This window comes from Cellulomonas telluris (assembly GCF_004886325.1).
In the GTDB taxonomy this organism is placed as follows: Bacteria; Actinomycetota; Actinomycetes; order Actinomycetales; family Cellulomonadaceae; genus Cellulomonas; species Cellulomonas telluris.
Genome location: NZ_QXFN01000003.1, coordinates 592,424 through 604,469, shown reverse-complemented (window position 1 = coordinate 604,469; position 12,046 = coordinate 592,424). Strand labels below are relative to the sequence as shown.

The window sequence follows — 12,046 nt, the reverse complement described above, 5'->3', positions numbered from 1 at the left end:
AGGGCGGGCTGGGGGCGGCTCGCGGCCCGCCCGTCAGCCGGGGAACGCGGCGCCGGTGACCCCGGTGACGCCGGAGACGGCCACCCAGGTGCGGCCGTCGTACCGGAGCAGCTCGCCGTCCGACGTCACCACGTGCAGCGCCCGCTCGCCCCGGCCGGCCGCGAGCGCGACCGCGTCGGGGACCGCCGGCAGCGGCGTGCTGCGCCCGGAGAGCGGCACCAGGTACGGCACGGTGCCCGCCTCGTCCTCGGTGAGCACCGCCAGCCGGTCGTCGTCCGCCCACACGACGGACGTCGTGGGCACGACCTGCGCGCCGACCCGCACCGGGGGACCGAGCAGCCGTGGCGTGCCCGAGTCGTCCCGGACGACCCCCGCGACGTCGAGCGTCACGCCGTCCGCACCGGTCGACACCACGGCGACGCGGGTGCCCTCGGGCGAGACCCGCAGCGCCTCGACGGTCCGCCCGGTCAGCCAGTCCCCCGTGACGTCGAGGACCGGCCCGCCCGGCCGCGTCACGACGAGCGGCGCCGCCGTGGCCGACCGCGCGGTCCAGACCCAGCCGTGGCGGTCGACCGACGGCACCGCGAGCGCGGCGCCCGACGCGAGCACCTCGACCGGCTCCCCCGCCTGCGGCACGGTGACGAGCGTCCCGGGGTCGGACAGCGCGACGCGCGGCCCCGTCACGCCCCGCGCGAGCCCCTGCGGCGCCGCACCGGCCACCGGGGCGAGGTCGGCCACCGGCACTGTCTGGCCGTCGCTGAACGCGAGCACGCGTCCGGCGGACAGCACCTCGAGCCCGCCGGGTGCCGGCGTCGGCAGCGCGGCGGCCCCGCTGTCGAGCAGCACGGTGCCGGCGCGCACGCGCACCGACGACACGCCCCACGGCGCGAGGGAGCGCTCGAGCTGGGCCAGGAGGAGACCGCGGTCGGCCTCCTGCACGAGCTGCGCCGGCTGCAGCGACACCTCCGCCACGCCGTCCTCGACGACCACGGCCTCCGGCTTGAGCTCGACGCCCGCGGGCACGGCGGTGCGGACGGCGTCGCGCAGCCACGGCGAGGGGCCGACGAGCAGCGCCTTGACGATCGCGGTCTCGAGGTTGCGCCGCGGGAACCAGCGGACCTCGGGCACGAGCGCCTCCGCGTCGAGCGTGAGGAACCAGAGGGTCGCCTGGCGGTACTGCTGGTCCAGGTTCGCGGGCGTCAGGACCAGGCCGTCCGGGGCGTGGGCGATGCGCCAGTCCCCGTCCGCGTCCTCGACGAGCTCGAAGCGCAGCGACTCGCGCGTGTCGGCGGAGGTCTCCGTGAACCGGCCGCCCCCGTCGACCTTGCCCTGCACGGCCAGCTCGACGCTCACCTGCGCGTCGCCGGTCACCTCGAACCGGCGGCTGCCGGCCACGACCGCGCCCGCCGTCGGGTCCCACTCCTCGCGCGCGTCGCCGACGAGGTACTCGCGGGCGACCCCGAAGTCGCCGGTCACCTCCGCGGCGCCCGCGAGCAGGAAGCCCTCGACGATCTCCGCAGGACCGGCGTCCGCCTGGGGTCCCTGCGCCAGCACGACGACACCCTGGGGCTCGCGCACCCGCCCGTCCCCGGCCGTGACCGGGCCCGAGGTCGGCAGCGCCACGCAGCCCGCGAGCGCCGCGACGGCGACGAGGGCCGCGGCGGCACGCGCACGACGGGGCACGCCGGTGCTCACGTGGCACCTCCCCGGCGGGGCGCCGCGTGCCCGACCCGGTCCTGCAGCTCCGCGCGGGCGGGGTCCCGCAGGTCGCCCACGACCGCGATCTCCCCGGTCATCGCCGGCAGCTCGGGCAGGGCCGCGGGGTCCGTGCGCGGTCGCGGCGGCGCGTCGGCGCGCTCCGGCGCCTCCTCCGGCACGAGCGGCAGGGGCGAGCCCTCGAGCCGGATGCCGGCACGGCGTGGCAGCGTGAGGCGGAAGCAGGCGCCGCGGCCCGGTCGCCCCCACGCCTCGAGCTGCCCGCCGTGCAGGTGGGCGTCCTCGAGCGAGATCGCGAGGCCGAGGCCGGTGCCGCCCGTGGTGCGGGCCCGGGCCGGGTCGGCGCGCCAGAACCGGTCGAAGACGTGCGCGGCCTCCTGGGGCGTCATGCCGACGCCGTGGTCGCGGACGGTGACGGCGACCGCGCGGGCGTCGGCGCCGACGGTCACCTCGACCACGCTGCCGTCGGCGTGCTCGACGGCGTTCACGAGCAGGTTGCGCAGGACCCGCTCCACCCGGCGGGGGTCGAGGTCCGCGTCCGCGGGCTTCTCGGGGAGGCGCACGCTGAGCCAGGACCCCCGTCGCTGCGCGAGCGCGACCGCGTGCTCGACGGCCTGGACCACGACGTCGCGGACGTCGCGGCGCTCGGCGTCGAGCACGGCGGCCCCCGCGTCGAACCGGCTGATCTCGAGCAGGTCGGCGAGCAGGTCCTCGAACCGGTCGAGCTGGGTCTGCAGCAGCTCCGCCGAGCGCTTGGCCGCGGGGTCGAAGTCGTCCCGGGACGCGTGGATGACCTCGCCCGCCATGCGGATCGTGGTCAGCGGGGTGCGCAGCTCGTGGGAGACGTCGGAGACGAACCGGCGCTGCAGCGTGGACAGCTCCTCCATGCGGCGGATCTGGTCCTGCAGGCCCGCCGCCATCTCGTTGAAGGAGCGGGCGAGGCGGGCCATCTCGTCCGTGCCGCGCACGGGCATCCGCTCCGACAGGTGCCCGTCGGCGAGGCGCTCGGCGACCTGTGCGGCCGCGCGCACCGGGTGCACGGTGCGCCGCGTGACGAGCCACGTCATGGAACCGAGCAGCACCACGAGCGCGGCCGCGGCGAGGGCGAGCGTGCCGAGCAGGAAGTCGAGCTGCTCCTGCTCCGGCTGCAGGCTGTAGAGGAAGAACATCTGGTACCGGCCGACGACCGGCACGGTGACGTCCTGCGCGACGAGGACGCCGGGCACGTCGCGCCCGTCCTCCCCGGGGATCGCGACGGACTGCCACTGCTGGCCGCCGCCCGCCGTGGCCTCCTTCAGCTCCCGGCCGACGAGGTCGACGAGGTCGGGGTTGGACGCGAACGCCCCCACCTCGACGGCGGCGCGCTGGCCCGGTGCGCGCAGCAGGAACACGTCGCGCTCACCGGACCCGCCGCCGCTCTGCGTCGTGGTCACGTCGCTCAGCAGCTGCTGCACGTCGGGTCGCGTGCTCGCCGTCGAGGAGGTGAACAGGTCCTGCGCCTGCTGGGTGCTGCGGGCGCTCTCGGCGAGCACCTGCTGCAGCCGGGCCTCGAACAGGCCGTTGCCGATCCGCTCCCCCACGTAGACGCCCAGGAGCGCGAGCGCGACCAGCCCGATGGCGAGCGTCGAGGTGAGCACGCGGACCTGCAGCGAAGAGCGCCACCAGCGCGCGACGGCGTGCACCCGACGGCCGACCCGCAGCCGCCGGAGCCGTCCGCTCCTGCTCACCCCCCGCACGTCCCGGCCCTCACGTGCTCGGCACGCCCGCCTTGTACCCGACGCCCCGCACCGTCACGACGATCTCGGGGCGCTCCGGGTCGGTCTCGATCTTCGAGCGCAGGCGCTGGACGTGGACGTTGACGAGGCGGGTGTCGGCCGCGTGCCGGTAGCCCCACACCTTCTCGAGCAGCACCTCGCGCGTGAACACCTGCCAGGGCTTGCGCGCGAGCGCCACGAGGAGGTCGAACTCCAGCGGCGTCAGGGAGATCGGGCGCCCCGCGCGCTCGACGCGGTGGCCGGGCACGTCGATGCTGAGGTCGCCGATGGCGAGGTGCTCCGGCGCCGGCTCGTCGCTGCGCCGCAGGCGGGCCCGCACGCGCGCCACGAGCTCCTTGGGCTTGAACGGCTTCGAGATGTAGTCGTCGGCGCCCGACTCGAGCCCCAGCACCACGTCGACGGTGTCGCTCTTGGCCGTCAGCATCACGATCGGCACCCCGGACTCGGCACGGATGAGCCGGCACACCTCGTTGCCGTCACGCCCCGGGAGCATGAGGTCGAGCAGGACGAGGTCGGGCTGCGTCTGGCGGAAGACGCCCAGCGCCTCGTCGCCGTCCTCGCAGAACACCGGCTCGAAACCCTCCGAGCGCAGCACGATGCCGATCATCTCGGCCAGCGCGGTGTCGTCGTCGACCACGAGCACGCGTCCCCTCATGGGCGCGATTCTCTCACCGCCGGACGGCCGTCCGGGTGCCCCGCGCCGGGGCCGACCGGGTGACGTCGCCGCGGGGCCGCGGCGCTGGGCGGCGTCGTGCACAGCCGCGGCGCTGACCTGCCGGGTCGCCGTGCCCCCGCGTGGCACGATGGGCCCGCACGTGCAGCCGGACCGAGGAGCCCCGACCCCCATGAGCTCGCCGCAGGACGACGGCACGCCCCCCGCGCCGTGGGTGAGCCCGTCGGCGCGGCCCGCCGAGGGGTCGGGCGCACCGCAGCCCGACGCGTCGGCCGGCCCCACCCCGCCCGCCCCCGCCGCCGGACCTCCCGCCGCCGACGCGCCGCACCCGGCCGCTGCCGTCCCCGCGCCCGGCCCGGGTGCGGGCGCGCCCGGCTGGGGTGCGCCCGCCGCGCCGCCCGGATGGGGAGTGCCGCCGGCCGCCGGCGCACCGGTGCCGCCCGGGTCGCCCTACGGCGCCTGGCGCCCCGCCCCCCTGCAGCCGGGCATCGTGCCGCTGCGCCCGCTCGGGCTCGGCGAGATCCTCGACGGCTCGGTGCGGGCCGTGCGCGCGAACCCCTCGGTGATGTTCGGGCTCGCCGCGCTCGTGGTCACGGTGGCCGTCGCGCTCCAGACCCTGGTCCAGCTGTACCTCGTCGCGCTCGCCGCCGGCGCCATCGGCGACGCCGTCGTGGGGGTCGACGGCGGCGCCGACGTGGCGGCCGCGACCGAGATGCTCTCCGTCGGGTTCGCGGGGTCCGCGACGGGGCCCCTGCTGCTGCCCGTCACGAGCGTCCTGACCGGCCTGCTGATCGTCTCGGTCAGCCGCAGCGTCCTCGGCCGCCGCGTCGCGCTGCGCGAGGTCGTCCGCTCGCGCCGGGTGTGGTGGGTCCTGGGGTTCACCCTGCTCCTGATGCTCGCGGAGGCGCTCGCGTTCGCGGCCTGGCTCGGTCTGGCCGTCCTGCTGTTCGCGCAGGAGCAGGAGGGGGCGGCGGTGGCGGTCCTGCTCGGCGGCGGCCTGCTGCTGCTCGTGGCCCTCGTCTGGGTGACCGTGCGCACCCTCCTCGTGCCGCCCGCGCTGATGCTCGAGGGCAAGCCGTTCTGGGCGACGGTGGCCCGCGCATGGCGCCTGACCCGTGGCAGCTTCTGGCGCCTCCTGGGCACGTACCTGCTCGCGTCGATCCTCGTCGTCCTCGTGTCCTACCTGTTCCTGCTGCCGGCCTCGGCCGTGGGCGGGGTGCTCATGGGGCTCGGCGGGTCGGCGACCGTCACCATCGTCCTGACGGCGCTCGGCACCGTGGTCGGCATGACGATCTCCACCTCGTTCCTCGCCGCCGTCGTGGCGCTGCTGTACGTCGACGTGCGGATGCGACGCGAGGGCCTCGACCTGGAGCTCGCCCGCGCCGCGAGCGGACCGTGACCGCGTCCGGCGTCCCGGTCACGCCCGACGCGCCGACGGCGCGCCGCTGGCTCGTCGAGGAGCTCGCGGACCCCGTGTACAGCCGTGACGAGTCCCTGCTCGACCGTTTCCTCGCCTGGGTGGTCGAGCAGCTCGACGGTCTGCAGGGCGTCGGGCTGCCGCCGCGCGCGGGCCTCCTCGTGGTCGTCGCCGTCGCGGTCGCGGTGGTCCTGGTCGCGCTGTGGGTCGCGGGGCCCGTGCGCGGGCGGGTGACCGCCCGCCGACGGGCCCACGCCGTCCTCGCCGGTGACGACCGGCGCTCCGCCGCCGACCTGCGGCAGGCCGCCGACGCAGCCGCCGCGGCGGGCGACCACTCGACCGCCGTGGCGGAGCGGTTCCGCGCCGTCGTCCGGGACCTCGAGGAGCGCGGCCTGCTGGACGAGCGCCCGGGGCGCACGGCGCACGAGGCGGCCTCGCTCGCCGGACGGGCGCTGCCCGACGTGGCCGAGGACCTGCGCCGCGGCGGCGACCTGTTCGACGAGGTCGTGTACGGCGAGCGACGCGCCGGCGCCGGCGACGACGAGCGCATGCGGGCCCTCGACGACGCGGTGCGCGCCGCGTCGCCGGCCGGTCGCGCCCCGGTCGCCGTGGGTCCGGGGGACCCGTCGTGACCGCGCCCGCCGCCTCCGTGGCGCTGCGCCCCGGGGAGGTGCTCGGCGACGGCACCACGGGCCGCACCCGCGCCGCCGGCGGGTGGCGCCGCGCGCGGCCCTGGCTGGTGGTCGCCGCGGTCCTCGCGATCGGCGTGCTCGTGCTCCTGCTGCCCGCGCCGCGGACGAGCACGACCCCGGGCGCCCCCGACAACGCCGGCGCGTCCGGCTCCCGGGCGATCGCGCGGGTGCTCGAGCGCCAGGGGGTCGAGATCTCCTACGTCCGCACGACGGCGGCCGCCGAGGCCGCCGCCGCGCGCGGCGGGACGGTCCTGCTGCTCGGCGACGTGTGGCTCGTGCCCGAGCAGGTCGACCGGGTCGCCGCCCTGGAGAACGACCTCGTCCTCGTCGACGCGGGCTGGGTGCTGTCGTCCGTCGCGCCCGGCCTGACCGCCGGCACGGACGCCGCACCCCGGCGCGTGCGCGCCGCGGCGTGCGACGACCCCGACGCACGCGCGGCGGGCACCATCACGGCGAGCGGCTCCGTCGCGGACCCGTCCGGCACGGCGACCGTGTGCTTCCCGCCCGCGGGCGGCCCGGCCACCGAGGGCGCCTACGTCGTGCTCGAGCAGGACGGGCGCCGCGTCACGGCGCTGTCCGACCTCACGCCGCTGACGAACGACGCCGTCCTCGACGAGGGCAACGCGGCGCTGGCGCTGCGGGCGCTGGGACGGCACGAGCACCTGGTCTGGTACGTCCCGAGCCTCGACGACGCGGGCACCTCGGCGGGCGAGGACGAGGGCACCTCGCTCACCGACCTCGTGCCGTGGGTCCGTCCCGTCGGGCTGTGGCTGCTGCTCGTGCTCGTCGTGCTCGTGGTGTGGCGCGCACGCCGGCTCGGGCCCGTCGTCGCCGAGCCGCTGCCCGTGGTCGTCCGCTCCGCGGAGACGACCCGCGGACGGGGGCGCCTCTACCGCCGCGGACGTGCCCACGGGCACGCCGCGGCCGCCCTGCGTGCCGGCACCGCGACCCGCACCGCCCAGCGCCTCGGCCTGCCCCGGTCGGCCCCCGCGCCCGCGCTCGTCGACGCCCTCGCGCGCGCCACGGGCCAAGACGCGCGGGCGGTCGAGCAGCTGCTGTACGGACCGCCCCCCACCGACGACGCGGGCCTGCTGCGGCTCGCCGACGACCTGCACCACCTGGAGAGCGAGGTTCACCGACCGTGACCGACCAGACGCCGTTCCCGGCGCCCGCCCCGCAGACCGGCACGGCCGCGGGCGTCGCCCCCGTGCCGCCGACCCCCACGGCCGACCTGCGCGCCGCGCTCGCCTCCGTCCGTGCCGAGGTCGGCAAGGCCGTCGTCGGGCAGGACGCCGCCGTCACGGGCCTGATCATCGCCCTGCTGTGCCGGGGACACGTCCTCCTCGAGGGTGTGCCGGGCGTCGCGAAGACGCTGCTCGTACGGAGCCTGTCCGGCGCGCTGTCGCTCGGCACGAAGCGCGTGCAGTTCACGCCCGACCTCATGCCGGGCGACGTGACGGGCTCGCTCGTGTACGACGCCCGCACGGCGGAGTTCTCGTTCCGCGAGGGCCCGGTCTTCACGAACCTGCTCCTCGCGGACGAGATCAACCGCACGCCCCCGAAGACGCAGGCCTCGCTGCTCGAGGCCATGGAGGAGCGGCAGGTCTCCGTCGACGGCGTGCCCCGCCCGCTGCCCGACCCGTTCGTCGTCGTCGCGACCCAGAACCCGGTCGAGTACGAGGGGACGTACCCGCTGCCGGAGGCGCAGCTGGACCGGTTCCTGCTCAAGCTCACGCTCCCCCTGCCGGAGCGCGCCGACGAGGTGGAGGTGCTCGCGCGCCACGCCGCCGGCTTCGACCCGCGCGACCTCGTGGCGGCCGGCCTGCGACCCGTCGCGGGCGCCGGCGAGCTCGCCCGGGCGCGGGCGGAGGTCGCCGCGGTCCAGGTGTCGCCCGAGGTCCTCGGCTACGTCGTCGACGTGTGCCGCGCGACCCGCACCTCGCCGTCGCTCGCCCTCGGCGTCTCCCCCCGCGGGGCGACCGCGCTGCTCGCGACGTCGCGCGCGTGGGCGTGGCTGTCGGGCCGCGGCTACGTCACCCCGGACGACGTGCAGGCGCTCGCGCACCCGACGCTGCGCCACCGCGTCCAGCTGCGCCCCGAGGCCGAGATCGAGGGCGTCACGACGGAGTCCGTGCTCGACACGGTGCTGGCCTCCGTCCCGGTCCCCCGCTGACCCGTGGCGATCACGTCCCGCGCGGTCCTCGTCGCGCTGCTCGGTCTCGTCCCGGTCGCGGTGCTGCCGGCGCCGGTCACGGTGCTGGCGTGGGCGCTGGTCGTGGTGGTGCTGTGCGCCGTCGACGTCGCGCTCGCCGCGTCCCCGCGCGAGGTGGCCCTCTCGCGCGACGTGCCGCGGTCGGTGCGGCTCGGGCAGCCGACCGCCTCCGCGGTGACGCTGCGCAACGTCGGGCGCCGCGCGCTGCGCGGGGTCGTGCGGGACGCGTGGCCGCCGTCCGCGCTGCCCGACGGCGACGCCCCGACGGGGGCCCGCACCCCGCGGCACGAGGTCGCGGTGCCGCCGGGCGAGGCGCGGACCGTCCGCACCCCGCTGCTGCCGACGCGTCGCGGCGACCTGGCGGCGGACCGCGTGACCCTGCGGACCGTGGGGCCCCTCGGGCTGGCCGGGCGGCAGGTGTCGCTCACGGTGCCGGGCCGGCTGCGGGTGCTGCCGGAGTTCGCCTCCCGCCGGCACCTGCCCTCGCGCCTGGCGCGGCTGCGCGAGCTCGACGGGCGCGCGGCGGTCCAGGTGCGCGGCGCCGGAACGGAGTTCGACTCGTTGCGGGAGTACGTCGACGGGGACGACGTGCGGTCGATCGACTGGCGCGCCACCGCGCGGCGCCAGGAGGTCGTGGTGCGCACCTGGCGCCCCGAGCGCGACCGGCACGTCCTGCTCGTCGTCGACACCTCCCGCACCAGCGCCGCGCGCGTGCTCGACGCCACGCGGCTCGAGGCCTCGGTCGAGGCGGCGCTGCTGCTCGGCGCGCTCGCGGCGCACGCCGGCGACCGCGTCGAGCTGCTGGCCTACGACCGACGGGTCCGGGCCCGCGCCGTCGACACCCACCAGAGCCGCGTGCTGCCGGCGCTCGCCGAGGCGCTCGCGGGCGTCCAGCCCGAGCTCGTCGAGACCGACTGGTCCGGCCTCGTGGCGCAGGTGCGCTCGCGGCTGAGCCGGCGCGCGCTCGTGGTGCTGCTCACGTCGCTGGACCCGGCGGCGGTGGAGCAGGGTCTGCTCGAGGTGGTCGGCCGGCTGACGCGCCGGCACCTGGTGGTGCTCGCGTCCGTGGCCGATCCCGAGCTCGAGGAGCTGCGCACGGCGCGCAGCACGGTCGAGGAGGCGTTCGACGCGGCCGCGGCCGAGCGGGCCGCGCTCGAGCGCGTCGCCGTCGCCGCACGCCTGCGGCAGCGCGGCGTCGAGGTCGTCGAGGCGCTGCCCGACGACCTCGCGCCCCGGCTCGCCGACACCTACCTCGCGCTCAAGGCCGCCGGTCGGCTCTGACGTCCGCCGTCGTCACCGGGTGGGGCTAGCGTCGGCGCCGTGGACGACGTGCTCGACGAGCGTGCCCTGAACCGCGCGCTGCTCGCGCGGCAGCACCTGCTGACGCGGTCCACGGACGGTCCGGAGCGTGTCGCCTCCGACGTCGTGGGCCTGCAGGCGCAGAACCCGTGGTCGCCGTTCGTCGGCCTGTGGAGCCGCGTCGAGGGCTTCACCACCGGGGCGCTCGACGACCTCCTGCTCGCGCGGCGGGTCGTGCGCATCGCCGTGATGCGCTCCACCGTCCACCTCGTCACCGCGGACGACGCCGCGGTCCTGGCGGACCTCGTCCGGCCCGTGCTGCACCGGGAGCTGCGTGCCAACCCGCAGCGGCGGGCGGCGTGCGACGTCGTCGACCTGCCGCAGCTCGCCGCCCGCGCCGCCGCGTACGTCACCGAGGAGCCCCGCACGACCGTGCAGCTGGGCGCGCACCTGGCGGCGACGTGGCCGCAGGTCGACCCGAAGGACCTCGCGGCGTTCGCCCGCGCCCTGCTGCCGCTCGTGCAGGTGCCGCCCCGAGGGCTGTGGCGCGGCTCGGCCGCGCCCACCCTGACCCCGCTGGACGCGTGGACGCCCGCCGCGGTCGCCGGGGCCGGGGACCTCACCGACCCGGACGTGCGCCGTCGCGCCGAGGACGACCTCCTGCTGCGGTACCTGCGCGCCTACGGACCGGCCACCGTGGCGGACGCGCAGGCGTGGTCGGGTCTGCGGGGACTCGCCGCGGTGGCGGACCGCGTGCGCGACCGCCTCGTCGAGGTCCCGGTCGCCCCCTCCGCCGGGTACGGGCGGACCCGCACCCTGCTCGACCTGCCCGACGCCCCGCGACCGGGTGGCGAGCACCCGGCACCGGTGCGCTACCTGGCGGACTACGACGACGTGTGGCTCGCGCACGCACGGCGGGAGCGCGTGATCGACGACGGCCACCGGCGCGCGCTGCAGACACCGAACGGGAGGACCCCGGCCGCGGTGCTCGTGGACGGGCGCGTCCGCGCGACCTGGGCGGTGGAGCGCACCGGCGGCGGGAGGTCCGGCGGACGGCGGATCGCGACCCTCGTCGTCACGCCGCTCGAGACCCTCACCGCCACCGAGCGGCGCGCCGTCGAGGACGAGGGCCAGCGGTTCGTGCGGTTCGTCGCGGACGACGCCGACGACCACGCGACGACCCTGCTCCCCCGCTGACGCGCGGGACGCGGAGCGGTGCCAGGGGTGGCCCGCGGCGGCTCAGCCGGCGGTCGCCACCGCGTACCCGGCACGGTCGGCCGTGAGGTCCCCCGTCTCCCCGGCCGCCACCGCCCGCCGCCCGGGCACGAGCGTCCACACCCAGAAGGCGGCCAGGACCACCGCACCGATGACGACCTTGACCGGCCAGGGCAGCGCGGACCCGGTGACGAAGCCCTCGACGAGCCCGGACACGGCCAGCACGCCGACCAGGCCGATCGCGACCGTGAACAGCGCGCGTCCCTCCTGCGCGAGCGCCCGACCGCGCGGGCGCGGGCCCGGGTCGACCATCGTCCAGAACAGCCGCAGCCCCGCGGCGCCGGCGACGAAGATCGCCGTGAGCTCGAGCAGGCCGTGCGGCGAGATGAGCTGCAGGAACACGTCCAGGCGACCGTGCGCGGCCATGAGGCCGCCCGCCGCCCCGACGTTCACGGCGTTCGTGAACAGCATGAAGGCGGGCAGCACGCCCGTGATGCCGGTGCCGACGCAGACCGCCGCGATCCACGCGTTGTTCGTCCAGACCATCGTCGCGAAGCCCGCGCCCGGGTCGTAGTACTCGGCGAACTGCTGCTCGACGTACAGCCGCTGCGACTCGGGGGTGCCCATGAGGGCCCGCGCGTCGGGGTCCGTCGCGACGAGCACGCCGGTCGCGATCCCGACGACGAGGAAGGCGACCATGACGGCGACCGTCCACCAGCGAATCCGGTAGAGCGCCGCGGGGACCGTGACGGCGACGAACCGCGCGACGTCGGACCACGCCGGTGCGTGCGCACCCGCCAGCCGGCCGCGCGCGCGGCCGAGCAGCTGGGACAGCCGCGTGACGGTCTCGGGGTCGGGCGCCGCGGAGCGCACGGCCGACAGGTCGGTCGCCGTCGACTGGTACAGCCGCACGAGCTCGTCGGCCTGCGCGCCGTCGAGGCGGCGCTCCCGCGCGAGCGCGTCGAGCCTGTCCCACAGGGGCGTGCGCGCCTGCGTGTACGCGTCGAGGTCCACGCCCCCAGCCTGCCATCCGCCGGCCCCGGCACG

Annotated in this window: 10 protein-coding genes; 6 read left to right on the top strand and 4 right to left on the bottom strand. The window is 77.4% G+C overall.

The genetic code is table 11. The features are described from left to right. Positions 1 to 33: 33 nt before the first annotated feature. From FB586_RS11585 to mtrA, 3 genes are read right to left on the bottom strand one after another with little or no spacing between them, the layout of a single operon-like run. Positions 34 to 1,695 carry an LpqB family beta-propeller domain-containing protein gene (locus FB586_RS11585; RefSeq protein WP_136519448.1) on the bottom strand — a complete coding sequence of 554 codons (1,662 nt, stop codon included), beginning with the start codon at positions 1,693 to 1,695 and terminating at the stop codon, positions 34 to 36. Beyond that, on the bottom strand, positions 1,692 to 3,452 hold the full coding sequence (gene mtrB, locus FB586_RS11580; RefSeq protein ID WP_136519447.1) for an MtrAB system histidine kinase MtrB: 1,761 nt from the start codon (positions 3,450 to 3,452) through the stop codon (positions 1,692 to 1,694). Before mtrB ends, FB586_RS11585 begins: the two co-directional genes overlap by 4 nt. Positions 3,453 to 3,462: 10 nt before the next feature. Beyond that, positions 3,463 to 4,146, bottom strand: a complete 684-nt coding sequence (mtrA, locus tag FB586_RS11575) for an MtrAB system response regulator MtrA (RefSeq protein WP_136519446.1) — start codon at positions 4,144 to 4,146, stop codon at positions 3,463 to 3,465. A 190-nt stretch (positions 4,147 to 4,336) separates the two neighbouring features. Here mtrA and FB586_RS11570 point away from each other — a divergent pair, with 190 nt between their 5' ends. Genes FB586_RS11570 through FB586_RS11545 form a run of 6 tightly spaced genes read left to right on the top strand, consistent with a single transcriptional unit; the run spans position 4,337 to position 10,981 of the window. Continuing rightward, positions 4,337 to 5,563, top strand: a complete 1,227-nt coding sequence (locus tag FB586_RS11570) for a glycerophosphoryl diester phosphodiesterase membrane domain-containing protein (protein WP_136519445.1) — start codon at positions 4,337 to 4,339, stop codon at positions 5,561 to 5,563. Next, entirely contained in the window at positions 5,560 to 6,213 is a 654-nt protein-coding gene (locus tag FB586_RS11565; RefSeq protein ID WP_136519444.1) for a DUF4129 domain-containing protein, read from the top strand. The genes FB586_RS11570 and FB586_RS11565 overlap by 4 nt, the downstream gene beginning before the upstream one ends. Beyond that, positions 6,210 to 7,418 (top strand): DUF4350 domain-containing protein, encoded by a 1,209-nt coding sequence (locus FB586_RS11560; protein ID WP_246036709.1) that lies wholly within the window; start codon positions 6,210 to 6,212, stop codon positions 7,416 to 7,418. The genes FB586_RS11565 and FB586_RS11560 overlap by 4 nt, the downstream gene beginning before the upstream one ends. Continuing rightward, complete coding sequence (locus FB586_RS11555) at positions 7,415 to 8,446, top strand: AAA family ATPase (RefSeq protein ID WP_136519443.1); 1,032 nt, start codon at positions 7,415 to 7,417, stop codon at positions 8,444 to 8,446. The genes FB586_RS11560 and FB586_RS11555 overlap by 4 nt, the downstream gene beginning before the upstream one ends. A gap of 3 nt (positions 8,447 to 8,449) precedes the next feature. Further along, complete coding sequence (locus tag FB586_RS11550; protein WP_136519442.1) at positions 8,450 to 9,766, top strand: DUF58 domain-containing protein; 1,317 nt, start codon at positions 8,450 to 8,452, stop codon at positions 9,764 to 9,766. Between the two features lie 39 nt (positions 9,767 to 9,805). Next, positions 9,806 to 10,981, top strand: coding sequence for a winged helix DNA-binding domain-containing protein (locus FB586_RS11545; RefSeq protein WP_136519441.1), 1,176 nt, complete (start codon positions 9,806 to 9,808; stop codon positions 10,979 to 10,981). Between the two features lie 42 nt (positions 10,982 to 11,023). On the opposite strand, the gene FB586_RS11540 is transcribed toward FB586_RS11545, so the two are convergent. Further along, positions 11,024 to 12,013: a stage II sporulation protein M gene (locus FB586_RS11540; protein ID WP_136519440.1), complete on the bottom strand. Its 990-nt coding sequence runs from the start codon at positions 12,011 to 12,013 to the stop codon at positions 11,024 to 11,026. Between the last annotated feature and the right edge of the window lie 33 nt (positions 12,014 to 12,046).

Bases quoted from the DNA above. Each gene is read 5' to 3' on its own strand.
- mtrA (WP_136519446.1), bottom strand. From the start codon at position 4,146: ATGAGGGGACGCGTGCTCGTGGTCGACGACGACACCGCGCTGGCCGAG.
- FB586_RS11570 (WP_136519445.1), top strand. From the start codon at position 4,337: ATGAGCTCGCCGCAGGACGACGGCACGCCCCCCGCGCCGTGGGTGAGC.